Genomic DNA, 26885 nt, shown 5'->3' with positions numbered 1-26885 from the left:
TATGAGGATACTTTTTTTAACCATCGTATTTATAACGCTATTATCCAATTGCAATCACTCAAATATTTCAGAAATCGACATTTCTGGGGCATGGCAGGTAAAATTGGATTCAACCGATATTGGTGTGAAAGAAAATTGGGCCAACAGCAAATTTGAAGGTACCCAGATCCGTTTGCCGGGTACATTGGACGATGCGGGTTTGGGAAAACCAAATACTTTGAAACCAGAAATCAACAATTATGTAATGTCAAACCTTGCCAGAAAACATCAATATATAGGAAAAGCTTGGTACCAAAAGGAAATTAATATCCCTAATAACTGGAAGGACAACAACATAAAGCTAAGCTTGGAACGAGTACTTTGGGAATCAACAGTTTATTTGGATGGGCAAAAAATGGGCATTGCCAATAGTTTGATAGGCAATCATGAGTTTGAGCTAAAAAATCTGAGTCCGGGAAATCATATCCTCACCATAGCCATCGATAATTCCAATAAATTTCCTAATATCAATGTGGCCGGTTCCAAATATCCCGACCCCATCAACCAAGACATGGCACATGCCTATACCAATCACACCCAAATTAAGTGGAACGGGATTTTGGGCTCCATGGTCTTGACCGCTTCGGAAAAGAATGCGGCGACCAATTTACAGGTATATCCAAACTATTCGGAAAATAGTTTAAGAGTTACCTTTGAAAAAATTGATACCAGTACTATACCAGAGATTCAATTTGAAATTAAGGACGCACAGGGAAATGAAATTTCCAATGGAATCGCAAAAGAACCCGTCATTCAAAATGGTACCGTAAGTTTTACCTTTCAAAGACCGACAAAGTTGGAATATTGGGACGAGTTCAATCCTGCACTGTACGATCTAAGCGTAACAATCGATCAGCAAAAATTGACCAAAAGGTTTGGCTACAAACACGCTGAATACCAAAATGGGAACCTAATGTTAAATGGCCATCGTATATTCCTAAGAGGCAACTTGGAGTGTGCCATTTTTCCTCTGACCGGCCATCCGCCCCTAGAGAAAAAAGAATGGATCACCTTGATTCAACAAGCCAAAAATTATGGTCTTAACCATTTGCGTTTTCATTCGTGGTGTCCGCCAGGAGCTGCTTTCGAAGCTGCCGACGAATTGGGTTTTTATTTCCAAGTAGAATTGCCGCATTGGAGCCTAAAAGTGGGAGAAGACAAAGAAACCACCAAATTTTTAAGAGAAGAGGCCGACAAAATCCTAAAGGATTACGGCAATCATCCTTCATTTTTATTCATGGCCTTGGGCAATGAACTGGAGGGCGATGCAACTTTAATGAATGAAATGGTTGGCGAACTTAAAAAGAAAGACCCCCGTCATTTGTACATGACCACAACCTTTTCCTTTCAAAAACCTTTGGGCGAAAGACCAGAACCACAAGATGAGTATTTTGTTACCCAATGGACGGATAAAGGCTGGATACGCGGACAAGGAATTTTCAACGATAAGCCACCGCATTTTAATGCCGATTATTCTGAAAATAGCGAACACATTCGAGTTCCATTGATATCGCATGAAATTGGGCAATATGCAGTATATCCAGACCTATCGGAAATTCCAAAATATACGGGAGTATTGGAACCCTTGAATTTTATTGCGATTCAAAATGATCTAAAAGAAAAAGGATTGATCGACCTAGCCCAAAGCTTTACACTTTCCTCGGGAAAATTGGCCGCCCTATTGTATAAGGAGGAAATAGAAAGGGGCTTAAAAACACCTAGTTTTGATGGATTTCAATTGCTACAGCTTCAAGATTTTCCTGGGCAGGGTACCGCTTTGGTGGGACTGCTAAACGCTTTTTGGAAATCAAAAGGTATTATCTCACCCGAAGAATTCAGTCAGTTCAATAGTGAACTTGTACCACTTTTACGATTCGAGAAAGCTGTGTATGAAGATGGGGAAACCTTTTCCGCTACCATAGAAGTCGCAAATTTCTACCAAGAACTTCAAAATAAAACCCTGAATTGGCGTATCACCAATGATCAAGGGGAGGTCTTAAAGCAGGGTGAGGTATCCGATATTCATTTAACAATAGGAAATAACCTGAACTTGGGTACCATATCGTATCCCATTAATACGGAAACAGCAAGAAAACTGAACATTACCGTTTCCTTGAAGGATACAAAGTATAAGAATAGCTGGCCTATTTGGGAATATCCTAAAGATGTAAATGTAAGTTCCAACAATGTCATATATACAACAAGCATACAAAAGGCGAAAGAAGCCCTTAATAATGGAAAAAAAGTTTTGCTGAATCCAAACTATAAAACACTACAAGGTATTGAAGGACGTTTTGTACCTGTCTTTTGGAGCCCTGTCCATTTTCCTAACCAGCCTTCCACCATGGGCTTATTAATGGATAAGGAACATCCAGCACTGGCCAAATTCCCAACGGAAAACCATACAAATTGGCAGTGGTGGGATTTGTGCTTGAATTCAAAATCGATCCCCATCGATTCCTTGAACGTGGAACCTATTGTACGTGTCATCGATAATTTTGTGACGAACCGAAGCTTGAGTAATGTTTTTGAGGCCAAAATTGGTGCCGGAACACTGGTTTTCACCTCTATTGACCTCTCTTCGAACTTAAAAAACAGGCCCGTGGCCAGACAACTTCGAAAAAGCTTGTTGAACTATATGGAAAGTGATTCCTTCAACCCATCCAAAACCATGGAACTAAGTGATTTGGACAAGTTGAAGATTACCGGTAACGATACTAATTTTGACACTAAGGACATCTATACCAATTAGATCGAGACCTATTTTGCTTTGATTTATATCCATAGGATGCTATACCTTTTTATGCCTGAGCGTTGCAATCTTTTTCTATCGTCTTTGGATAGTAACAAGTAATTAAAAATATACTTGTCGGCAGAACCAATTTGAAAACGGATGGAAAGTGTTTGTAGGTAGAATCATCAAATAATTTCCTAGAATGAACAATAATTCCAATCAATCTCCCAATTCAAAGACACTACATAAATTACAATTAGATAGTAGGAACATCTGACAATTATTGCAATTGAAAGACCCTCAATACATAGATTAGCTTAATGAAGAAAATAAAAGTTGCCTCTCCCGGCAGGATCAACCTTATTGGCGAACATATAGATTACAATGACGGCTTTGTGTTACCCGCTGCCATAGATAAAAGTATTTCCATGGAGTTTTCGGTCAATGGCCATGCAAGTCGCTGCACGATTAAAAGCGATGGCTTTGACAGTATTTTAGTGGCAAATCTCAATAAACTTAAAAAAAGTACGGAAGGATGGCATAATTATGTATTGGGAGTACTTTACGAAATACAGAAATTGAGTCCAAAACTACGGGGTTTTGATTGCTACATGGAAAGTCTAATCCCAGTAGGTTCCGGAGTAAGTTCGTCTGCAGCCTTGGAATGTGGGATTGCTTTCGGACTTAATGAGCTGTTCGATTTGGGATTGGACAAATGGGAATTGGTAAAATTGGGTCAACGTGCAGAACATAATTTTGTGGGCACAAAATGTGGTATTATGGATCAGTTTTCTTCTGTTATGGGGAAAAAAGGGCATACAATGCTATTGGATTGTCGTTCGTTGGATTTTGAATACATCCCCACAAAATTAGACCCATATAAGTTATTACTACTGAACACCAATGTTTCACATAACCTGTCCACCGGAGAATACAATATTCGCAGAGCACAGTGCGAAGATGGTCTGGCGTTACTTTCCAAAAGATTTGGAATTGAAAAATCATTTCGAAATGTTACCCCTCAAATGCTCGACGAATCCAGAAACGAATTAGGCATTCTATTGTATAACCGATGTTCGTATGTCATAGAGGAAATACAGCGGGTACAAGATGCAGTGAAAGCCTTAAAAGCAGGGGAATTGGAAAAATTCGGGAAGCTAATGGGCCAAACACATCAAGGGCTAGGCAAAAAGTATGAAGTGAGTTGCCCAGAATTGGATTTTCTAGTGGAGATTGCAGAAAAGGACCCTTTGGTATTAGGGGCAAGAATGATGGGCGGTGGTTTTGGCGGTTGTACCTTAAACCTTATCCATGTAGACGGTATTGATCAATTTGTGGATAAGGCTTCAAAAGCTTACAAAGAAACGTTTGGTATAACTCTTTCTTATTTCTTCACTTTTCCTAGTCAAGGAATATCAATAATTGAAAATGAAGGAGTCTGAGTTTCTCTTTTGTAAAGAAAATGAGATTTAATTTTGTGTCAAATAAAACATATCCCATACCTCTGGATGCAAGTTATTAAACACAAATATTAGAAATGTAAGTAAAATCTCTACCTTCATTTCCTAAAATTATTGGATAAATAGAATTCAAGCACTTCTAATATGAGGTGATTTCTTGACAATAATTTCAATATCCTCCTTCAATAAGTTTGAACTCTGTTCCACCAAGGTCACTAGGAGGAAACTCCAAACAAAAGGAAAACCTTGCAAAATCTATGATTTGCAAGGTTTTGTCTTTTTTGGACCATCATTTTAATTGATTTGATTTGGTTTCATTCGTCAACAAATTGGTTTAAAAGTTTTTAATATAAAATTGAAGCTACTGAAATATGTTGATAGATGGAATTGATTTAAATCTGTAGAGGTCACGATTCATTTGACAAGCATGTAAATCCTATAACTGTTTTTTGCGTTTTCAATATCGAATTTTCTTTATGAAGTTTTAAGTAAAAAATTTTAATAAAAGCATGTGCAAAGTCATTTGGGCTTTCTATTTTTTTAAACTAAAAAATCAACCAAAAGCTATATATCCTTTGGTTGATTTTTACATTGTTTAAGAATTACCGGTATTTATAGTCATCAAAGAAGGTACACCTTCACAATGACTTTAATATAACCAACGGTAATTAAGCTTGCTTGATAAACTGGGCATCGATGACCATTTTTACTTGATCTGACACTACCACATTCCCTGCTTCCGTTACAGCACTCCAAGTTAAATTGAAATCCTTTCTATTGATACTTCCCCTAATTTCAAAACCAGCTTTTGTCTGACCATAAGGGTCTATTGCAATACCGTTAAAATCTACATCCAGTACAACTTCCTTTGTTACATCACGTATGGTCAAATCACCAATAATTTTATCCTTGGCGAAAGACTTGGAGATAAATGTCATTTTTGGATATTCGTCCGCTTTAAAAAAGTCATCGGACATAAGGTGGCCATCCCTATCCTTATTTTTAGTATTTATCGAGTCTATGCCGATTTCTACCGATAAGGAAGCATTTTCAAATTCGTCATTCTCAGTTTCTATAGTAGCATCAAATTTTTCAAAATGCCCAGTAACCGTAGAAATCATCATATGTTTTACCTTAAAACTTACTTCTGAATGTGCAGGGTCTATTACCCATTTACTTATTTTTTCCATTACAATTGATAATTGATTAAAAAATACATTAATTAACGTCTATACAACATTTGTATATACAAATATAAAAGATGAATTCTTAATTTTGATCAATGAAAACCCAACTTTTTGTTAAAGTTGATAAATATGAATCCTGACCTTACCCGGTATCCCAACTAAATAGAAGGTGTTTTTTTGGCAATGTACCTCATAAGTAAATTGCAAAATGACAGAATATTAATAAAAACTGAATTCTTTATTTAAGACTACTCATTATATGAAGATCCAATTACATAATACGAACTTACCGTTTTACCTATCCTACGATTTCTTTTTCCCATTTCATACATGGCGAATGGAACATTTCTTAGATAAGTAAAATGAAAGCTAGTTTATGTTATACTTGGGAAAATGGATTGTATAGAATTTCCAATAAAGCCAAACGTCCCTTAACATAGACATTACGGATATTTAACAATAAATTTTACATGCGACCCGAAATTTAGCCATGTATTTATTACTCTTGACAACTTAAAAAAATTCATTATGACTTTGGACAACATCCTATCTTCAAAATCATAAATTCTTGGTTATCGTTAAATACAAAATTTAACTAATACGTTAGCGTATTATAGCCAAGTGCTTGAAGTTGAAGCATTCTTACGGAAGCGGTTGGAGTGATGTCCAAACCGTCCAAAAGGGTTTCTGCTTCCACACCCAGTTTTTCCATGGCAACACTACATACACTCACCTTTATCTTTCCCTTGTACTTTTCAAAAAAGGCCTCCAACTCTGACCCCTTTGTAAGTGCTTTGACCACCATACCTTTTACCACAATTTCATATTCCTCAATTTCCAATCCGTTTTCAATCAAAAGGTCATACATGCCAAGTACCCCCTTAAAGTGCCTTTCAGTTGTAAGTATAAAACCGTATTTGGGTGTTGTTTGTAAATCCGCCACGGTCTGTTGATCCAATTTCTTTTGGGCTTTTACTTGAGGAGTGCCTGCAAAAAACAAAAAAGCAATGATTAGGGTTGTAGATACTGATTTCATAAAAGTAGATCTTAGCATTTATAATTCCTTTAAAAATACTACGAATTTAATTCTGATAATATGTCTTTTGTCATAGTTGAGAAATTAATCCAAGATAAAAAAGCCAGGCTCAGGAGCCTGGCATAATTCTACCATTCTTATTTCAAACAAAGTCAAGTAATTATAATTTACTTTCCATTGAAAAATATCATAACACCAACAACTACTGCTAAAACCAATATGGAGATAACAACGTCCTTCCAATTGTAACTATTTTTATTTTTACTTTTTTCTTCTGCGCTAATGGTTCCAAAGGTTAAGTTGGCCACTTTCTCTGCAGATGGTGCCGGAGCAAAAAGACTGGTCACTACCGCAAAAACCACACATACCAAAAAGAACCAAGCTCCAAAGGTCAAAAAGTTCATACTGCCCATTTCGTACAAAAATCCATCCGGATCCAAATCCCCCTTTATCAATTCCAAAACAATTCGGATGGCAGCAACGATAATACCCATAATCAATGTAGCAAAAGCTCCCAATCCATTGATGCGCTTGTGGAAAATACCTAAAAGGAACACGGCGGTTATCGGTGGCGCAATATAGGACTGTACACTCTGTAAATACTCATAAAGCACTCCCGAAATATTGGCCATGATAGGAATCCAGATAATGCCGATGATTACCACTACCACAGTCGCCAACTGACCTGTACGCACCAATTTCTTTTCTGGGGTATTGGGCCTAAGCTTTTTGTAAATATCAACAGTAAACAGTGTGGAAACGGAGTTGAAAACCGAGGCCAAGGAACTCATCAAGGCCGCTAATAGACCGGCAGCTACCAGACCACGCAACCCTGATGGCAACACATTGCTCATCAATACGGGAAATGCTTCATCCGGAGAATCCCAATGCAATTCGCCTCTCATTTTTAGGGCCAAGGCAATAACCCCAGGAATCAAAAAGAGAAACACAGGCATCAATTTCATAACCGCGCCAAAAATGGTACCTCTCCTACCCTCTTTGATATTTTTGGCCGTCAGGGCCCTTTGTACGATGTACTGGTCAGTACACCAATACCAAATTCCAACGATGGTACTAGAAATCACGAGTGACGGCCAAGGAAAATCCGGGTCACTAGGTGGTCGCCACATATTCAAATACTCTGGCTTTACAGTTTCCACCAGACTACCCCAACCTCCAACTTTTTCCAATCCGAGATAGGTAAGTACTGCGGCTCCCAAAACAAGGAGTACGGCCTGTAAGGTTTCCGTATACACTACGGCTCGCATACCCCCTAACACGGTGTAAATACCTGTTAATATTACGGTGGCGATGGCACCCGTCCAAAAGTCGATGCCCAATAGGGCGGAAACGACTACCCCACCAGCATAAATAGTAACGGATATTTTCGTCAGCACATAGGCAACAATCGAAAAGATGGACAATACCCAACGGGACCGGGCGTCAAATCTCTTTTCCAAGAATTCTGGCATGGTAAACACACCACTACGGGCATAAAAGGGGAGAAAAACCCAACCTAAAATGAGGACGATCCAAGCGTGGATTTCGTAAATCAACATGGGAAGCTTATCGCTGGCCCCAGCTCCTGCAAGTCCTACCACGTGCTCCGAACCGATATTGGAAGCGAAAATGGAAGCCCCTACTACGAACCAACCTACATTCCTTCCTGCCAAAAAATAATCTTCAGTATTGTCCTCTTTCTTTCGAATAACCCAAACGGCAATACTGAGTAGAATTAAAAAATAAAATACAATGGCTACCCAGTCAAAAGTGTCAAGTGTTTGCATAATTAATTGGTTTAGTTGTGCCGTTATTTGGTCATTAATGTAAATGTTGTCTTGGTAGTATAAGTCTCACCAGGATTTAGAACTACAGAAGGAAATTCTTCTTGGTTAGGAGAATCCGGATAATGCTGGGTTTCCAAACAAAATCCACTTCTCTTGGCATATGTGCTATTATTTGGAGCAGGAAGGGTACCGTCCAAGAAATTTCCTGTATAAAACTGTATTCCCGGCTCATCGGTAGAGACTTCCAAAAATCTACCGGTTGCAGGGTGATAAGCGCTAGCCACTTTTCTAAAACCTGCCTGTTGGTCATTCAATACCCAGCAGTGATCATAACCGCCCCCCAGTTTCAACTGTTCGTTCTCTTCGGAAATATCCTCACCTACCGTCTTGGGTTCCCTAAAATCAAAAGGGGTACCTTCAACCGGCCTCAATTCTCCAGTAGGTATTAAGCCACTATCCACAGGTAAATAGGTATCTGCATCGATTTCAACCACATGGTCCAAAATAGTGTTGGAAAAATCTCCCGATAAATTAAAATAAGCATGTTGAGTTAGATTCACCACGGTGGCCTTATCCGTCGTAGCTTCATACAATACATCCAGGGAATTGTCGTCATTCAAGGTATAGGTAACCGTAGTACTTAGATTTCCGGGAAAGCCCTCTTCCATGTCCTTGCTCAAATAGGTAAGAATGAGTGAAGCTGAATTCTCACCTACTTCCGTCTTGGCTTCCCAAACCTGTTTGTCAAATCCCTTGATACCGCCATGCAAACTATTTTCCCCATTGTTTTGCGCCAAGGTATATTCTTCTTCTCCGATACTGAACTTTCCTTTAGCAATACGGTTGCCATATCTTCCTATCAAAGCCCCAAAGAAAGGATTGTCCTTTTCATATTGGGCCAAATCATCAAAGCCTAGGACTACATTTTCCATGTTTCCGTCCTTGTCTGGGGTTCTCAAAGAAGTAATCCGACCTCCATAGGTGATAATATCCACTTCGATACCACCTTCATTTTTCAAGAAAAATTGGGTTACCTTTTTTCCGTCTTGGGTCGTTCCATAATTACTTTCAGTAATACCGACCTTGGATATATTCTTTTTGGGCGTTTCTTCTTTCATTTCCTTATCCTTTTTATCCTTACAATTTACAATTACCACCAGTGAAAGCAGCAATGCACATGTATAATAAATGTTGGTTGAATTTTTCATTTTTAAAGTTATTTACAAGTTATTTTTAAACAATTGAAAGTAGGCTTCATTGGCATTCAATTGATTCTTTAAATCCCTAAGGGTCGTATTCTTGTCGATAACCACGAGTTCAATACCTGCCATTTCGGCAAAATCCTCTATGAATTCAGTGGTCAGCGCTTGGGTATAAACCGTATGGTGTGCACCTCCAGCCAAAATCCAGCCCGTGGCGGCTACCTCCAAATTTGGATGGGCATCCCATAAAACCCTAGCTACCGGTAAGTTAGGTAATTTACCCTCTGGTTCTACTGCCTCTACTTCATTGACGATCAAACGGAACCTATTCCCCAAATCCACCAAGGAAACATTGATTGCCGGCCCAGCGGGAGAATTGAAGACCAAACGCACCGGATCTTCCTTACCCCCTATTCCCAGAGGATGTACTTCACAAGAAGGCTTTCCATCCGCTATGGTCGGACAAATTTCCAGCATGTGAGATCCCATAACATAGGATTTTTGAGGGGTAAAGTGATAGGTATAATCCTCCATAAAAGAAGTTCCACCTTCAAGTCCCTCTGCCATTACTTTCATTGCCCTGAGCAATGCGGATGTTTTCCAATCTCCTTCCGCCCCAAAGCCATAACCATCTGCCATCAATCTTTGTGTAGCGATTCCTGGTAATTGTTTTAATTCACCAAGATTCTCAAAAGTATCTGTGAAGGCCTTAAATCCGCCTTCATCCAAAAATTTTCTGAGTCCAAGTTCTATCTTGGCCGCCTCGATTAAGGAGCTTCTCTGATTTCCTCCTTCTTTCAAAGAATCACTCAATTCATATGCCTGCTCATAGTTCTCAACCAATGCATCGACCTCCTTTTGGTCCAATCCCTTTATGTGCTTGACCACATCTGACGAGTCATATCCATTCACGGAAAAGCCAAAACGAAACTGGGCCTCGACTTTATCACCATCGGTCACCGAAACCTCCCGCATATTATCCCCCAAGCGGGCGACCTTTAAATTTTGAAATTCGTTCCATCCAAGGGCAACACGACTCCAATTTCCCAGTTTTTGCTGTACCCTTTCCGTTTGCCAATGCCCGACAATAATTTTTCTGTTTTTGCGCATTCGGGTCATCAAATGACCAAACTCCCGATCTCCGTGAGCAGATTGGTTCAGGTTCATGAAATCCATATCTATGGATTCCCAAGGTATTTCCGCATTGAATTGGGTATGCAGATGGCAAAGAGGCTTGTTAAGAACACTTAGACCCTTTATCCACATCTTTGCCGGTGAGAAGGTATGCATCCAAGTAATTATGCCAATGCAATCTTTATTTGAACTAGCTTCCAAGCAGATATCCGTTATTTCCTGGGGTGTCTTTACTGTAGGTTTATATACAATACGCAATGGGATAAATGCCGATCTATTCAATCCCTTAACGATTTCCTGTGAATTTTTTGTGACCTGATCAAGTGTTTCAGGTCCGTATAAATGTTGGCTTCCCGTTACAAACCAAATTTCCTTCTCTGCCATATATTTAATTATAAATCTGTTGTTAGTTATTTTTGTCCGTAGTAAGCATTTTTTCCATGCTTACGTTCGTAGTGTTTTTTTACAAGGGAATCCTTTAGTCTTGGGGCTTCGGGATTTATTTGCAACGTTAGATAGGCCATTTGGGCCACCGTTTCCAAAACCTTACTGTTATACACGGCCTTGGCCGCCGTTTTGCCCCAAGCAAAGGGGCCGTGGTTTCCCAACAGCACCATTTCCACTTCTTCAGGGGAAAGATTTCGATTCTTGAAACATTCCAATATTTGAACTCCGGTATTGTGTTCGTAATTACCCTCTATAAGTTCATCGCGCATTGGTTCAGCACAGGGAATTTCCTTTGTTAAATGATCCGCATGTGTCGTACCGAAAATAGGAATATCCTTTTGGGCCTGTGCCCAGGCTACCGAGTATGTCGCATGGGTGTGCGCTATACCTCCAATATGTTCCCAGTTTTTATACAAATAGGCGTGGGTCTTGGTATCCGAGGAAGGCCGCATCGAACCTTCGATTATAGTATTGTCATAATCCAAGATGACGATATCCTCAGGTTTCAGTTTCTCATAGGGCACTCCACTTGGCTTAATTGCAAAAACGCCATTTTTCCTATCCACCGCACTTACATTCCCAAAAGTATAAATGACCAGACCTAGGTTGTTCAGTTCTATATTCGCTTCAAAACATTCCTGCTTCAGTGCTTCGTATTTTGAACTCATTTCTTATTCTGATTTTATGGATGTTTCAATGAAATTTCCCAGTTCGTTGTAGGATTTCATCAAATGTCTGTATGTTTCAACGGTAGCTTGCTGGGGATGATATTCCGCTTCAAACTCGCTTCCCATATATGTACCGGCCTCAACAACATCTGAATAGATTCCCGATGCCACGGCGGCATATATCGCCGCACCCAAGGCCGGCGCCTGATCCGAGGCTGCCACTTTAATGGGCATATCCATAACATTAGCCAAGGTTTGCATGATAAAAGGTGACTTCCTTGCCACACCACCGATACCAATCACCGAATTGATTTGTACGCCCTCTTCCTGAAAACGGTCCGCAATTTTTTTGGAACCAAAACAAATAGCATTCACCAAGGCCTTGAAAATATGGGGTGCCTTACTCCCCAACGAAAGATTGGAAATGGCACTTTTCAAATTCTGATCGGCATCCGGGGTACGGCGCCCATTGATCCAGTCCAGTGCGGTGGGTATACTTTCGGACAAGGGTATTGCTTCGGCCGCATCAGATAGTTTTTTGATAAAATCGCGCTCTATTTCTTCCTTTAAATCTATTTTTTGTTGTTCCGATAAAATATCGGAAGTCAAAACCAAATTATCGATAGGCCATGAAAGTACGTCCTTGAACCAGGCCAGTAAGTCTCCAAAAGCGGACTGACCCGCTTCCAAACCCACCAAACCAGGTATGACCGAACCATCTACCTGTCCGCAGATACCCTTTATCGTTTTACCATCTATATCAGTATCAGTGGCCACTATAATGTCACAGGTAGAGGTTCCCATAACACGTACCAGGGCATGCTCATCAATTTTTGCACCCACGGCCCCGGAATGCGCATCAAAAGTGCCTACGGCAACAACGGTATCCGTGGTGAGTCCCAAACGATTTGCCCATTCTTGGCTCAATGTGCCTGCTACCTCGTCAGATGTAAAGGTTTCTTCATATAGACGGTCCCTTAAATCCGAAAGATAGGGATGTATTTTGCCCAAAAAATCCTTTGGGGGCAATCCGCCCCAGCTTTGATGCCACATCGCCTTATGACCCGCGGCACATCTACTGCGTTTAAAGGTTTCCAAATTTTTATCCTCAATCAAGAGGTAGGTCATTAGATCACAATGCTCCATCCAAGTATAGGCATTGTTCCTAACAGCCTCATCTTGCTGGACAACATGGGCGATTTTGGCCCAGAACCATTCCGAAGAATAAATTCCGCCCACATATTTCGTAAAATTCTCACCGCCCCATGAAACCCCTAATTCGTTTATGAGTTCCGCTTCCTTAATGGCCGTATGGTCCTTCCATAAGACCATCATGGCATTTGGGTTTTCGGCAAAACCCTCCACCAAGGCCAACGGTGTACCGTCTTTGGTTACAGGCACCGGAGACGATCCCGTGGTATCTATACAGATTCCCTTTACATCGGCCGGGTCTATATTGCTCCGGTTCATAACCGCTTTTACTGTGTGCTCCAGCCCTTCGATATGATCCAAGGGATGTTGCCGAAACTGATTAATGGACGGATTGCAATACTTATTTTGCTTCCATCTTTTATACCAACAAACTTCTGAGGCTATCTCCTCTCCATTTTGGGTATTGATAAGTACGGCCCGGACGGAATCCGAACCGTAATCCAACCCAATAACATATGATGTCTTCAATTTTTGATTTGTTTTTTTGAATTCTTCCCGGGCAACCAGACCTTCATTTTTCCTACCCCCCTATTGGACCATGCATAATATGGAATTGCCTTGAAACTTTCGGTATTTATGGTATTCACCCCTTCCAAAAAATTTTCTTCCATGGTCACCGAAAAATTAGAACTGTCCGTAACGGCAATATCTTCAAAACCAGCCTTATTGTCCACCTCTTCTAGAGCATAGACCAATGGCCCGTATTCCAAGGCTACCTTTCCTTTGTTCTCAGCCACCATTACAGACGTCTCCGCCAAACGGACTTCCATGGGAAACTCCAATTCGATGGATTTACCAGCTACCTCAGCGCCATCTAAAGTAATATATCCATCGTTTAATTCTACCTTCCTATTTTCACCATTTATTTTTAGCGTGATGGGGCTAGAAAGATTATTTCTGTATTGATACAGGTCGCTGGGCAAAACCTCGTTGCGTGCCCACCCTGGCACCCTAAGTTTCATTTTAAAATTGGGATTTTTGCTATCCTTAACATTGATTCCGACCCTTCCATCCCAAGGATAATTCGTTTCAATTTTAACCTCCAAAGATTGTGTTGGCAAGTCGATTGTTGCCTCGTTGGAAGCATATAGGTTTACAAAAACAGTATCATCACTCTTAGAATATAAAAGACCGGGGATTGCCGGAACAAATCTAACTACATTGGTAGGGCAGCACGAACAATCGAACCAAGATTTGCGGGTAGCGGCCCCTTGGTTGAATTCATATTTACCATCGGATTCCAAGGCATTGGGATAAAAGAAATGGGTACCGTCCAAGGATATTCCAGAAATAAGGCCGTTATACAAGGTACGTTCTATAATATCAAAATACTTTACTTCACCTGTCAAATTATGCAGCCGGTGGTTCCAATATACGTCGCCAATGGAGGCACAAGTTTCGTTATAGGCTGTCAAATTGGGCAGCTCAAAATTCTCGCCAAAGGATTCCTGGTCGTGCCTGGCGCCGATTCCTCCTGTGATATACATTTTTTTACCCACCATATTGTCCCATAATTTATACACGGCGCTCAGGTAGGCAGAATCGTTTTTCATAGCAGCTATATCTGTCATTGCTGCATACATGTAAACGGCCCTTACGGCGTGCCCCACAACCTCGTCCTGATTGACTACGGGAACGTGGTCCTGTGAATAGGTACCGAAGAGTTCATGATTATCTGGGTTGCCCCTATTGTCCAAGAAATACTTGGCCAAATTAAGGTAGTCTTCTTTTCCGGTAACCTCGTATAATTTTATTAGTCCGGTTTCTATTATCTGATGCCCTGGTACTGCAGCTATCTTGTCATCACCCTCCCCAAAAGTTGCCACCATTAGATTGGCATTTTTAAGGGCGATATCCAAGAAATTCCGTTTTCCGGTAGCTTTATAGTGTACCACTGCGGCCTCGTACATATGGCCGGCATTGTAAAGTTCATGGCTTGCCGCAAGGGATTCCCATCTTTTTCCCTCCTTTACCTCCACCCAAGTTGCGGGTGGCTTTGCCGGATTTATGGTACGCCATGTGGTCAAATAACCATCGGACTCCTGACCAATTTTTATGATTCCCACCAAGGAATCCAACAAAGTTTCCAATTTTGGATTTGGAGAACTTATCAAAGAATTAGAGGCTCCTTCTATGATTTTATAAACATCGGAATCATCAAAAGGCATTACCCCACGAACAGCTCCCTCCATTTTGCCCCCGGCTATCAAAAAGTTATCGAACCTACCTTCTTCCCTGCATTTTTCAATGGCGTATTCAATGGTCCTTTCCTGAACCTTTTGTATCCATGGCAACCAAAATTTATCCGTTAATCGAACATGTTGGATGTTTACGGGCGTTATTGGATAACCAGCCGCTTTTTCTTTAACATCAGAAGCAAATTCCTTAACCTCAGTCTTACAAGAGATTATCAAAAGGAAACAAATGATACAATAAAAAAACCGCTTTTGTTTATTCATCCTTTTATACCTTTTAGTTTACTTAATTCCTTCCAATACAACAACGGAAAAAGGCGGTAACTCAACCTCCAAAACACCCTTTTTGAACGTAAAGCCCTTATAATCTTTAGGCTCTATTTTATTGGGATTGTCAAAAGTATTATGGTCCTGTAGTTTATCCGATGCTAAAATTCGACCTGTAACTTCCCTTATTCCCAATGCATTCAAATCTATGGAGACCATGTTTTCATTATGTGCATCTATATTCACAAGAGATATATGCATCTTACCTGAATCATCCATTGATGCAGAGGCATTTACTGCAGGAAGACTTTCTCCCTCATAAGTGTACTCAGGAGATTCAAAGGAAAGCGGAATCAATTTGGCATCTTGATGCACTTTGTACATGTTCATTACATGATATGTGGGGGTAAGAATCATTTTCTCTTTATCTGTCAAAATAACTGCCTGAAGTACGTTCACGGTCTGGGCGAGATTTGCCATTTTTACCCTGTCCGCGTGATTATTGAAAATATTGAGGTTCATACCGGCAATCATTGCATCGCGCATCGTGTTTTGCTGATAAAGAAAACCTGGGTTGGTTCCTTCGGCAACCTCATACCAGCCGCCCCATTCGTCCACAATGAGGTCCACCTGCTTTTCTTTGTCGTATTTATCCATTATGGCAGTATGTTTGACAATCAATTCCTCCATAAGCCATGACTCCTTCATGGTCTTGAAATAGAGGTCCTCCGTAAAATCCACATCAGAACCCTTTGCGCTCCAATCAATCACGCTATAGTGATGCAAGGCAACGCCTTGGAGCATTTTCTTAGGTATATTTTTCATTAGCACTTCTGTCCAGTTATAGTCGTCATTGCTGGCACCCGAAGCTATTTTGTAAAGACCTCCCTCAACGTCTGCGTCTGACATGAAAGTGACATATTTTTTATAGATATCCGCATAATATTCCGGACGCATATTTCCACCGCAACCCCAGGCTTCATTACCAATTCCCCAATATTTGACGGTCCAAGGTTCATCCCTACCGTTCTCCCTTCGTAAATCAGACATGGGGCTTTTCCCTTTAAAATTGGTGTACTGTACCCAATCCGCCAATTCCTGTACCGTACCACTTCCTACATTTCCAGAGAGATAAGGTTCCGTATCAAGAACCTCACATAAGTTCAAAAAATTATGGGTTCCAAAACTGTTGTCTTCTGTAACGCCACCCCACCAGGTATTAACGATAGTTGGTCTATTTTCCTGGGGCCCAATACCATCTTTCCAATGATATGTATCTGCAAAACAACCACCGGGCCAACGTAAATTGGGGATTTGTAGTTCTTTCAGTGCATCGATGATATCGTTTCGTACGCCTTCGGTATTAGGTATCATACTATTATCTCCAACATAAAAACCCTCATAAATACATCTACCCAAATGTTCGGCAAAATGTCCATAGATGTGTTTACTAATTATGGGAGCGTCATCAAAATCTTCAATTTTAATAGTGCTTTGTTTGGACTGACCAATGACAACGCCATGACCTAAAAAAAGAATTAAAGTTGTTAAACCATAAAATCTAAGTGTTTTCATAAAGTGTTTTTGTTTGTGTTCCGATAATTACTTTTTTTCAAAAAATTCAATTCATGTAGTCGCATCAGGCCTTTATATTAAAATACAATGCTGGAGTTCATCCAATATTTTATAGTTTCGGACCCCTACTTAAAATAATCCACCATCATAATACTCAAAAAATGGCAAGTTCTCCGATAAACCAAGTGAGCTATTACGCTTTATAACTCATGACCGCTAATTTAATCAGCTTATTAAAAGTGTATTTTTAACACGTGTAAATAAACAGCAGATATTTGAATTTTCCAAGTTGATTTAAGCATTAATCTTAATTGGAAGTAATATTTTTTCGCAATTATATATTTTAAGTAATGAAATGTATATGAAAATAGCCTGATTTTAACTAAATTTCCTAGCTAAATATACCAACAACTCCACAACATTGCAGAATACCGACCAAAAAGAAATTTTATCACTTGCTTATTACGACCACGAGGACAAGGTTCTACTTGCTGTAGACTGTATCATTTTTGGTTTTGACCAAGAAGAGCTGAAAATATTATTAGTAAAAAGGGGCTTTGAACCCGAAAAAGGAAAGTGGTCCCTAATTGGGGGGTTTCTTAAAAAAGAGGAAGACCTTGATATTGCCGCCAGTAGGGTACTCTATCATTTGACGGGCCTGAACAATATCTACATGGAGCAACTTTATACCTACAGTAAGGTTGATAGAGATCCTGCAGATCGAACCCTATCCGTTGCCTATTATGCGCTTATCGATATTGCAAATCACGACAAGGAATTGATAAAACAAAATTCCGCAAAATGGTTTCCCATCAAAGAGGCTCCAAATTTGATTTTTGACCATAACGACATGGTTGAAAGGGCCATGGCCAGACTTCGAAGAAGGGCCTTGAGCAAACCCATAGGTTTTGAACTCCTGCCCGAAAAATTTACCATGCGACAGCTCCAAAAACTGTACGAAGGCATCATGGGGAAAAAACTGGACAAGCGGAACTTTATCAGCAAATTCAATTCCTTCGATATTCTCATCAAATTGGATGAAAAGGATATGAGCTCTTCCAAAAAAGGGGCCTTTCTATATAAATTCAATGAGGAAAAGTACAATCGTAAGGTTGAAGAGGGCTTCAATTTCAAGATTTAAAAAAAGAGGTATCCAAAATGGATACCCCTAAAACAATCAACCTAACCTAAACAAAATTAGTTTACAATAAATAGACTAGCTATTGCTGTAGCATCATCTCCGGAAAGCGGTTCATCATAGGCTTCTGAAGAGGCTTCCATAGTAAATGGGCCATCGGACCCCAAGGTGGTTACATCGACCCCACCTTGTACGATATTCTCCTCTCCATCATAAACGGCCTGCGTAGCTTCCGGCATGCCCATGCCCCGATCGTTATTGGTAATCCAACCCTTCAAACCTCTGAGTCTTCTAATTTCGGAGGCATGTCGTGCTTCTACGGAATGAATCTGCAGGGCGGGCGTTAAAAAATCCGAACCTAGCAAGTTACCGGCCTGGCCTTTATAGGCCCTTACACCGGTGTCCTCAAAGGCTTGTGCCAAGGCCAAAAGCTGTGCATAGGCCGTTTCCTGCCCTACTCCATTATCGTTAAAGGGGTCGAACATACCGCCTACCGTAAAATCAAAAGTTGGCTTTTCCACAGGTGTAACACCTGCACCTTCCAGTCCGGCCCTTAAAAAGTCTACATGGGCCTGTTCGTGTTTTGATATCTGCATGTAGACAATCTCCGGCCTACCTGAAGGCAAAACACCCGATTGAAGTGCCAAGTCGTAAAATTCATCCTCCAAATACTCCAAAGTCAAGGCAAGTTGCAGTGCTCCTACAGGGTCCGCACTCATTGACTGTGCTAAGGCCTTTTTTGGAACGCTCGCAAGTCCAAAAGGTACAGCTGCTATGGCAGCCTTTTTAGAAAGTGCTCCAAATTTTGAAAAAACGTCCCTTCTAGAGGTTTTTCCGTCGATGAGATTATCGGTTGTAAATTCGTCTAAAAATTTTATAATATTCATGATGTTATCGTATTTGTATGTTACTAGTTATGGTAAATTGTTTGCCGTGAACTGAGTGGTAATGAACCCGGTAGCACCAACGGCTGCGAGTATTTCCGATGGGTCCATGGCAACATCCAATCCTGTTGCAACATCTATAATATCATCACCCGAAAAATCGGCACTTTCTGGATTGATCAGTGACCGGATCGCCGATGCATGTCGCGCTTCAACGGAAACAATTTTACCAGCTATCAGTAAATAGTTGGGGTCCGATATTAACCTTCCCGCGCCATTGTAGGCGGCAACTCCCGTATCTTCCAAAACCCTTGCTGTTCCAAGAACCTCATCCCGACTCCCAAAATTCAGCGAACCATAATCGAACTCCAGTTCCGGTAAAACGAGCTCAGTATTTGATCCGACCGCAGCTGTAATAGCAGCCTTGAAAAACTCCCGATGATTAACTTCATGATTGTATAGATCTGTAAAAACCTGTCTTTCTACATCTGAAATATTGGCGTAAAAAGAATTTACAACCTTGGTATAAAAATCGGCTTCCAGTTGTTCCAGGGCATAGGCATAATTTAATACCCCCAAGTCTCCTGATCCCAAGTCAAAAATTCCCTCCCCGGTAGGAGGCATTGGGCTCATACCTTCATTATAATCGTCATCGCTACAAGCCACAAATAGACCCGCTCCTGCCAATCCAAGACCACTTAACTTTAGAAATCTCCTCCGATTTCTGGTCCTGTTGGCCATATCCACTTTAATAACTTTTTTACTCATACTACTCCTTTTTTTAGGTTATACTTTCAATTGTACCTACGGAGATAACATAAAAGGGTTGCTAAAAAAACGTTAAAAAAGGGTGAATCCGTACCATTTTGAAAATAATGAAGGTTGAACCTGTACGGCATTAAGGTTCGTAAGGCATGGAGTTTTAACAACTGGGTTTAGGGAATCCACTACTTTCAAAAAGTTAAATTCATCATAAATACATCAATCTAATTGTGCCATAATTAGTTACTATTGGCCAAGAATTGCTTAATTTGATTATTATGCTAACTTTGAAAAAAAACGTACATGGATTTACTTGAAAAAGCTCAGGAATTTGAAAACAGAAAAATGAGCAATATGTCCACCAGTGATAGGGTGGAGGCGTCCAGAGAAGCAAAAGCTTTAATATTGAGTATAAACGAGGTTTATAAGGAAACCAAAGATCCCAACCTAATGGATGTCATGAAAAGGTTGACAGAGAAAAAGAAAAAAATAGAGAAACGTTTAAATGGAGTTCCTCTCGTTTAAATCCAGTTCTTAATAATCATATTACGCCCCTTCTTAAAGGGGTTTTTTATTGGGTGTCCTTTAAGCCATGAATTAAACTACAAAACATCCAAGTTAAAGTACTGTTTGTCAATTATTTTACCTGTACCCATTTTTTGCAGCGAACTTTGCCGGCCAACAAACCAAAAATGAAAAAGGACCAGAAAAAATCTGAAATGGCCCGAAAAAGAATGGCCGAAATGTCAAACTTGGCAGCAAAGTACGTGCTACCCATAATGGTGATTTTTTGCTTTGCAATGGGATTGATTATTCTTTTTAAGAAAGTGTTGTAAAATCCGTTGCAATTGGAAGATTTACCGATATGCCGTTGAATGCCCTAAACAATTTCCGCACTAAGGCCGGCATTTAAAAGTCCTGTACATTGGGGTGCCAAATCATTGTACTCACCTGTCTTAACAGTACACTTTCCATTGTAATGAACGATAAGGGAACACTGCTCCGCCTGCTCCGGGGTATGATCACAGACCGCTATAAGTGTCTCTATGACGTGATCAAAGGTATTTACATCGTCATTAAAAAGAACTATCTCATTTTGTTTGACCGTCTCTTCCTCCAAGAGGAGCTCTTCGGAAATTTTTTCTTTAGTGCTCATTACAATCGATTTTGCTATAGCCTAAAATACATATTTTGCGGCAACCCAATTGTTCTTTTCAAGATTTTTTTCGAACCGAAGGCCAACCTCATTGCACTTTTCCGTAATTAACGATAAATCTTCCAAATAAAAGCCACTGACCAAAAGTACACCTTCCTTTTTCAAACAATCGACATACGTTGGAATATCTTCCAAGAGTATATTACGGTTGATATTGGCGATGATAACATCATACTTCCTTTCACCCAAAAGTGCCGCATCGCCTTCAAATACGGAAATATTCCCGATACCATTTCGTTCCACGTTCTCCTGGGAATTTAGATAACACCAATTATCGATATCAATGGCATCAAGTTCTTTGGCCCCCCGTTTGGATGCCAATATGGCCAGAACCCCCGTACCGCAACCCATATCCAATACAGTTTTGTCATCCAGCTCCAAAGTAAGGATATGCTGCAACATCATATGGGTGGTTTCGTGATGGCCCGTGCCAAAGCTCATTTTAGGTTCTATGATAATGTCATATTCAACATTAAGAGGTTCGTGGAAAGGCGCCCGTACCATGCATCTATCGTCCACCAAAATCGGTTGGAAATTTCTTTCCCATGTCGCGTTCCAGTTTTCCTGGGCGATTTCCTTACAGGTAAATGAGATATCAAAATTTCCATTGTTCAGTATATATAGTCCATCCAAAATGTTTTCACTCCATTCTTCCTTTTGGATATATGCCAAAACCCCCGTTTCTTCCTCTACGAAACTTTCAAAACCGACTTCCCCCAACTCGGCGATAAGGATGTCCGAAGCAGGTTGCAACGGTGCTATCAAAAATTTGTATTCCATGTAAATGATATCGTCCATTTCCCAATATTTAAAAAAGGGTATCCAAGATACCCTTTTTATAAAACAATCAATTTTATGGTTCTTTAAATCGCTTTGATAATTGCCACAAAATCGTCAGATACCAAGGAAGCACCTCCAATCAAACCACCGTCAACATCGGGTTTTGAAAAAATCTCTTCTGCATTCCCAGGTTTCACGCTGCCCCCGTATAAAATGGAAACGTTGGAAGCCACGGAACTATCATAAACATCTGAAATAACCTTTCTGATAAAAGCATGCATTTCCTGTGCCTGTTCCGGTGATGCCGTTTCTCCCGTTCCAATAGCCCAAACAGGTTCGTAGGCCAGTATGATCTTGCTCCAATCGGTTTTATCCAGAGAAAACAGCGCATTTTTAAGTTGGTTTTCCACCACATTGAAATGGTTTCCAGATTTGCGGTCCTCCAATTCCTCACCAAAGCAAAACATCACCCTAATGCCTTTCTCCAAGGCTGTTCTCACCTTTTTGGCCAAGATTTCATCGGTTTCGCCAAAATAGGCCCTCCGCTCTGAATGTCCGATAATACAGGTATCCACACCAATATTCAATAGCATATCCGCAGAAATTTCCCCGGTATATGCCCCACTTTCCGCAAAATGCATATTCTGTGCTATCACTTCTATCCGAGAAGCTTCCAAATTGCGAACCGCCGCCGCCAAGTTTACGAATGTTGGCGCTACCATAACCTCTGCCTTGGTATCCGGCAGTTTGGCGGCCAATTCCACCAATAAGTCTTCGGTCTCTTCCAGGTTTTTGTTCATTTTCCAATTTCCTGCTACTATCTTACTTCTCATTGCTATACTGTTTATGCTTGTTTAATTTATAATATAACTATCGATCATTCAAATGTAAGGGCCTCCAAATCATTGTGATGCACCTTTTGTTTTATGGTTCCCTTTTCCAAGACCAAAACCCCGGGATTGGATCTTACAATGGTTTTCAAGGTCGTTTGATCGGTGAAATAGAACTCAAATCCCAAATTGTACTCCTGTTTCAAAACCTGCGTCTGCTCAGGCCCGGAAGCAGACATACCAATAACCTTGTATCCCCTTTCCATGGCCTTGTCCGTAACCTTTTTCAATTCAGAAAAAACTTCCATATTCGCCTTTCGTAAATCATAGGCGATGACCATGACCAATTTGGTTTCCTGTAATAGACTCGCGGCAAAATCCTCGCCTTCCTGTTCAATGGTAAAATCGTGTACAGGAGGCTCGTAGCCCTTCTGTATCTCTTCGGTCTCAACACCTACGAATTCCCCATCTACCGTGGGATAATCCCCATTGGTAACTATGACCTGTTCTTCCCCGTTCACCTTAAATTTCCAAGAATACTCATAAACGGGCTTGGGTGCATCTTCCGGGATACCCATCCCCTCTTCTATATTTTTTCCGATTTCATAAGGCCTAAAATCGATTACGGGCAAATGATTCAGGACATAGTAGGCATAACCGATGCAGCCAACTATGGAAATCGCCACCAGTACCTTGTTAATAAAGGCCCTAAAAAGTGGCGTGATATATTCCTTCCCATAAAACAATAATAGTATTAGAATAAGGAGAACCACATCCTTTGAAAAGGATTCCCATGGGGTCAACTTGATGGCGTCCCCAAAACAACCGCAATCCGTTACCTTATTGAAATATGCGGAATAGAACGTCAAAAACGTAAAGAACACGATCATCAACAAAAGACTCCATAGGGTAAATTTTCGCAGTATACCCAGTATAAGGAATACTCCCAAAAGCACTTCAAAAATGACCACTACCAAGGAAATGGTCAATGCATGCGGTTCAAAAAAAGGCATATTGAGCACTCCGGGACTGAAGTATTCCTCCAACTTAAAAGAAAATCCAACAGGGTCGTTCAATTTTATGAACCCGCTGATAATAAAAAGAACCCCTACAAAAATTCGAACTACTCCAATTACATATTTCATCTGTTTATTTTTTTTGTTTTCCATAGGTCAGATGCAATTCGCCAATAACCATCTTGGTGGGCAATAAGACTTGTTATGGCTCATTTCATAATCCTTAATTAATTTTCAGACAAACCTAGGTGAATCAATGCAAAAACAGCATAGTTTATCATATCCTGATAGTTGGCATCAATACCCTCGCTCACCAAGGTTTTCCCCTTATTGTTCTCAATGGATTTCACCCTGAGCAATTTTTGCAGTATTAAATCCGTCAGGGAACTTACGCGCATGTCCCGCCAGGCCTCACCATAATCATGGTTTTTATTGAGCATGAGTTCCTTGGTTGCGTTCACATGCTTTTTATAGAGTGATAGGGCCGTTTTGGGATCTAGGTCTGGCTGTTCCGCCACGCCTAGCTCAAGCTGTATCAAGGCCATCACAGAATAATTTATTATTCCTATGAACTCCGGAACCTCGCCCTCGTCCACTTTACGAACGACATTTTCCTGCAAGCTACGTATCCGTTGCGCCTTGATAAATATTTGATCGGTAAGGGAGGGTAAACGGAGAATGCGCCATGCGCACCCGTAATCAAGCATTTTCTTTTCGTAAAGATCCTGACAAACCTTGATTACGGCATTATACTGCTCTTCCGTTTTTTGCATGTGGTTGTTGTAATTTGTGTAAATTTCGCTCAAAAATTTGTAACCATCAAGATTGGGAGTTCAAACTTAAAACCATCCCAATGACCAAAAGGACCGTATGACGATAAACTGTAAGGGAAAACTTATTGATTTGACAAATCCCAAAGTGATGGGCATCCTCAACCTTACCCCAGATTCCTTTTACGATGGCGGTAAGTACAATAATGAACGTGACATTTTGGAACAAGTGGAAAAAATGCTCTCTTGGGGCGCCACTTTTATCGACCTTGGCGCTTACAGTACAAGGCCCGGAGCCGACGAAATCAGCACCGATGAGGAACTGAAACGTTTATTGCCCGTACTTGAACTTGTCCTAAACAAATTTCCCGACGCCCTGGTGTCCATAGACACGTTCAAATCAAAAGTAGCCAAAGAGGCTCTTGAACGGGGCGCCGCATTGATCAACGATATTTCTGCCGGACTTTTGGACGAAGCCATGATGGAAGTAATAGCGGAATACCACGTTCCTTACATTATGATGCACATGCGGGGCAATCCCAAAACCATGCAGGAACAAATATTCTATGAGGATTTGCTACAGGAAATCATGTTCTATTTCTCCGAACGACTGTCCGTGGCAAGATCCAAGGGAATCATCGATGTCCTCATCGATCCAGGTTTTGGCTTTTCCAAAACCTTGGAACAGAACTATGAATTATTGAGAAACTTGGATTTGTTGACCATGACCGATAGACCCATTTTGGCCGGACTTAGCCGTAAATCCATGATATACAAACTCTTGGGTACGGACGCCCAGCATGCCCTCAATGGAACAACCGCCCTCAATATGTTAGCGTTAGAAAAAGGGGCATCCATTTTAAGGGTGCACGATGTTGCGGAGGCCATGGAATGTATCAAGATTTACAAGCAATTGACCGCTTAAGTTTGGAGATACTTGTTCATCTATTTTTGTTAATTTTACAGAAACGGCACTCTTTGGATTTTTTAAATTTTATCGATTTTAAGATTACGGATATCCTGGATATCGTTTTGGTGGCCGTACTCCTCTACTATGTTTATAAATTGGTCCGTGGTTCTGCGGCCATTAACATCTTCATTGGTATTGTCATTGTTTGGGCCTTCTGGAAACTTACGGAGCTTTTGGGCATGGAGATGATCAGTAGCATCGTGGGTGCCTTCATGCAGGTGGGGCTTATAGCCCTAATAATCGTTTTTCAACAGGAGATACGAAAGTTCCTTCTAATGATCGGTTCCACAAATTTTGCCAATAAACGAAACTTCGTAAAGCATTTTAAATTCCTAAAACAGGAGGGAGATACTACGAGTATTGATGTGGAGGCAATCGTTAAGGCTTGTGAAAAAATGTCGGCTTCAAAGACCGGAGCAATTTTGGTCATAGAAAGGGGCAATTCCTTGGATTTTATAAAAAGTACGGGCGACAGAATGAACATTGAGGTCACCCAGCCCATCATAGAAAGTATTTTCTACAAGAACAGCCCCTTACACGACGGTGCCGCGGTAATCGTGGATAATTACATTGTGGCGACCCGAGTCATTTTACCCGTCACCAATGAACGTAGTATTCCGCTCCGGTACGGTCTTAGGCACCGAGCCGCCATAGGCATAACCGAAAAAACGGATGCACTCTGTTTGGTGGTAAGCGAGGAAACCGGACAGATTTCCTATATAAAAAACGGGGAATTTATACTGTTTGAGTCTGGCGCACAATTGATAACGCTTTTGAAAAAAGACCTTGTATAATGCAATGTAAAAATTGTGGGAATACTTTAAGAACGGACTACAGTTATTGTCCGGATTGCGGAGCCCAAGTGATACGCAATAGGCTAACCGTAAAAAATCTTTGGTATGATGCCATTGAAAGGTATTTTAATGTGGACAACACTTTTTTACGGACATTTACCCATCTTTTTTCAAAACCAGAATCGGTAATTGTAGGTTATATTGAAGGAATACGTAAAAAGTACTTAAACCCAATCAGTTACTTGGGAATCGCCATTACACTTTCCGGTCTTCTCGTATTCTTTATGCGAAAGAACAGTGGCCAGTTCGATATGGATGTTTTAGGAACGGGCCAGTCCCAAGCTTGGCAGGGAAAATTCTGGGACGCAATTCTCGACTACCAAGCCATTTTATTCGTTTTATATATACCGATGATGGCTATTGCGGGGTGGCTGAATTTCCAGGCAAAAAAATACAACTTTTCCGAAAGGATTGTCATATTCACCTATACCCTGGCGCAATATTCATTGGGTATTTTTATACCATCCCTCATAATTTTAGCCTTAATACCAAGTTTCTACATGAAATTTAGTTTCATAGCAATTTTCTTCATGTATTTGTATTCTGCCTATGTTATAAAAAGGATCGCAGGTGAAAAAGGAATTGAGCTTTGGTCAAAGGTCCTGATATTTTGGATGTTATTTACCATCTTTTATTTCAGTCTATCCATTATCATCCCAATAATTCTTTTTCTGACGGGAACTATTCAGCCAGAGGATTTTAAACCCACTGCTTAGAACCGA

24 protein-coding genes are annotated in these 26885 nt (G+C 40.6%); 8 read left to right on the top strand and 16 right to left on the bottom strand.

Translation table 11 applies throughout. From position 1 onward, the window contains the following. Position 1: 1 nt before the first annotated feature. Both PP181_RS06920 and galK read left to right on the top strand, forming a co-directional pair. Positions 2–2791 carry a sugar-binding domain-containing protein gene (locus PP181_RS06920; protein WP_272636499.1) on the top strand — a complete coding sequence of 930 codons (2790 nt, stop codon included), beginning with the start codon at positions 2–4 and terminating at the stop codon, positions 2789–2791. Positions 2792–3093: 302 nt separating this feature from the next. Next, positions 3094–4215, top strand: a complete 1122-nt coding sequence (gene galK, locus PP181_RS06915) for a galactokinase (protein WP_272636498.1) — start codon at positions 3094–3096, stop codon at positions 4213–4215. 686 nt (positions 4216–4901) lie between these two features. Here the strand turns inward: galK and PP181_RS06910 are convergent. The 9 genes from PP181_RS06910 to PP181_RS06870 form a co-directional block, all read right to left on the bottom strand. Then, positions 4902–5423, bottom strand: a complete 522-nt coding sequence (locus tag PP181_RS06910) for a YceI family protein (protein WP_272636497.1) — start codon at positions 5421–5423, stop codon at positions 4902–4904. A 592-nt stretch (positions 5424–6015) separates the two neighbouring features. After that, positions 6016–6456 carry a DsrE family protein gene (locus PP181_RS06905; RefSeq protein WP_272636496.1) on the bottom strand — a complete coding sequence of 147 codons (441 nt, stop codon included), beginning with the start codon at positions 6454–6456 and terminating at the stop codon, positions 6016–6018. Positions 6457–6623: 167 nt separating this feature from the next. Continuing rightward, positions 6624–8243 carry a sodium:solute symporter gene (locus tag PP181_RS06900; protein ID WP_154916912.1) on the bottom strand — a complete coding sequence of 540 codons (1620 nt, stop codon included), beginning with the start codon at positions 8241–8243 and terminating at the stop codon, positions 6624–6626. Positions 8244–8266: 23 nt separating this feature from the next. Then, the gene (locus PP181_RS06895) at positions 8267–9451 is read right to left on the bottom strand and encodes an aldose epimerase family protein (RefSeq protein WP_272636495.1); all 1185 of its coding nucleotides are present in this window, start codon (positions 9449–9451) and stop codon (positions 8267–8269) included. 12 nt (positions 9452–9463) lie between these two features. Then, entirely contained in the window at positions 9464–10963 is a 1500-nt protein-coding gene (araA, locus tag PP181_RS06890; RefSeq protein WP_419776377.1) for an L-arabinose isomerase, read from the bottom strand. 26 nt (positions 10964–10989) lie between these two features. Then, entirely contained in the window at positions 10990–11694 is a 705-nt protein-coding gene (locus PP181_RS06885) for an L-ribulose-5-phosphate 4-epimerase (protein ID WP_272636494.1), read from the bottom strand. Between the two features lie 3 nt (positions 11695–11697). Continuing rightward, positions 11698–13374 carry a ribulokinase gene (locus PP181_RS06880; protein ID WP_272636493.1) on the bottom strand — a complete coding sequence of 559 codons (1677 nt, stop codon included), beginning with the start codon at positions 13372–13374 and terminating at the stop codon, positions 11698–11700. Then, positions 13371–15365, bottom strand: coding sequence for a glycoside hydrolase family 127 protein (locus tag PP181_RS06875; protein ID WP_272636492.1), 1995 nt, complete (start codon positions 15363–15365; stop codon positions 13371–13373). The genes PP181_RS06880 and PP181_RS06875 overlap by 4 nt, the downstream gene beginning before the upstream one ends. A gap of 18 nt (positions 15366–15383) precedes the next feature. Continuing rightward, complete coding sequence (locus PP181_RS06870) at positions 15384–16943, bottom strand: alpha-N-arabinofuranosidase (protein WP_154916918.1); 1560 nt, start codon at positions 16941–16943, stop codon at positions 15384–15386. 421 nt (positions 16944–17364) lie between these two features. Between PP181_RS06870 and PP181_RS06865 the strand changes: the two genes are divergently transcribed. After that, entirely contained in the window at positions 17365–18084 is a 720-nt protein-coding gene (locus tag PP181_RS06865; protein ID WP_138257481.1) for an NUDIX hydrolase, read from the top strand. A 56-nt stretch (positions 18085–18140) separates the two neighbouring features. Here the strand turns inward: PP181_RS06865 and PP181_RS06860 are convergent, their stop codons facing one another. After that, positions 18141–18968, bottom strand: coding sequence for a ferritin-like domain-containing protein (locus tag PP181_RS06860; protein ID WP_154916919.1), 828 nt, complete (start codon positions 18966–18968; stop codon positions 18141–18143). Between the two features lie 27 nt (positions 18969–18995). Continuing rightward, positions 18996–19733 carry a ferritin-like domain-containing protein gene (locus tag PP181_RS06855; RefSeq protein ID WP_154916920.1) on the bottom strand — a complete coding sequence of 246 codons (738 nt, stop codon included), beginning with the start codon at positions 19731–19733 and terminating at the stop codon, positions 18996–18998. 297 nt (positions 19734–20030) lie between these two features. Between PP181_RS06855 and PP181_RS06850 the strand changes: the two genes are divergently transcribed. Together PP181_RS06850 and PP181_RS06845 are read left to right on the top strand one after the other, a co-directional pair. Then, on the top strand, positions 20031–20252 hold the full coding sequence (locus PP181_RS06850; protein ID WP_138257478.1) for a hypothetical protein: 222 nt from the start codon (positions 20031–20033) through the stop codon (positions 20250–20252). A 167-nt stretch (positions 20253–20419) separates the two neighbouring features. After that, positions 20420–20563, top strand: a complete 144-nt coding sequence (locus tag PP181_RS06845; RefSeq protein WP_161598189.1) for a hypothetical protein — start codon at positions 20420–20422, stop codon at positions 20561–20563. A 44-nt stretch (positions 20564–20607) separates the two neighbouring features. Here PP181_RS06845 and PP181_RS06840 read toward each other — a convergent pair whose 3' ends face one another. From PP181_RS06840 to PP181_RS06820, 5 genes are all read right to left on the bottom strand, one after another. Next, positions 20608–20883 (bottom strand): ATP-dependent Clp protease adaptor ClpS, encoded by a 276-nt coding sequence (locus PP181_RS06840; RefSeq protein WP_154916921.1) that lies wholly within the window; start codon positions 20881–20883, stop codon positions 20608–20610. Between the two features lie 21 nt (positions 20884–20904). Further along, on the bottom strand, positions 20905–21741 hold the full coding sequence (prmA, locus tag PP181_RS06835) for a 50S ribosomal protein L11 methyltransferase (RefSeq protein WP_154916922.1): 837 nt from the start codon (positions 21739–21741) through the stop codon (positions 20905–20907). 65 nt (positions 21742–21806) lie between these two features. Continuing rightward, positions 21807–22556, bottom strand: a complete 750-nt coding sequence (tpiA, locus tag PP181_RS06830) for a triose-phosphate isomerase (RefSeq protein ID WP_272636490.1) — start codon at positions 22554–22556, stop codon at positions 21807–21809. 44 nt (positions 22557–22600) lie between these two features. Next, positions 22601–23698 (bottom strand): BT_3928 family protein, encoded by a 1098-nt coding sequence (locus tag PP181_RS06825; RefSeq protein ID WP_272636489.1) that lies wholly within the window; start codon positions 23696–23698, stop codon positions 22601–22603. A 98-nt stretch (positions 23699–23796) separates the two neighbouring features. Then, positions 23797–24342: a DUF1599 domain-containing protein gene (locus PP181_RS06820; protein WP_154916925.1), complete on the bottom strand. Its 546-nt coding sequence runs from the start codon at positions 24340–24342 to the stop codon at positions 23797–23799. Positions 24343–24439: 97 nt separating this feature from the next. Here PP181_RS06820 and folP point away from each other — a divergent pair, with 97 nt between their 5' ends. From folP to PP181_RS06805, 3 genes are read left to right on the top strand one after another with little or no spacing between them, the layout of a single operon-like run. Further along, positions 24440–25264: a dihydropteroate synthase gene (gene folP / locus PP181_RS06815; protein WP_154916926.1), complete on the top strand. Its 825-nt coding sequence runs from the start codon at positions 24440–24442 to the stop codon at positions 25262–25264. A 53-nt stretch (positions 25265–25317) separates the two neighbouring features. Next, positions 25318–26103 carry a diadenylate cyclase CdaA gene (gene cdaA, locus PP181_RS06810; RefSeq protein ID WP_138257471.1) on the top strand — a complete coding sequence of 262 codons (786 nt, stop codon included), beginning with the start codon at positions 25318–25320 and terminating at the stop codon, positions 26101–26103. Next, positions 26103–26879: a DUF3667 domain-containing protein gene (locus PP181_RS06805; protein ID WP_272636488.1), complete on the top strand. Its 777-nt coding sequence runs from the start codon at positions 26103–26105 to the stop codon at positions 26877–26879. Before cdaA ends, PP181_RS06805 begins: the two co-directional genes overlap by 1 nt. Positions 26880–26885 lie beyond the last annotated feature (6 nt).

The organism is Maribacter sp. PR66 (assembly GCF_028464205.1).
Lineage (GTDB): Bacteria > Bacteroidota > Bacteroidia > Flavobacteriales > Flavobacteriaceae > Maribacter > Maribacter flavus.
Note: the sequence above shows the minus strand (reverse complement) of the source record. Positions and strands in the feature narration are given on the sequence as shown.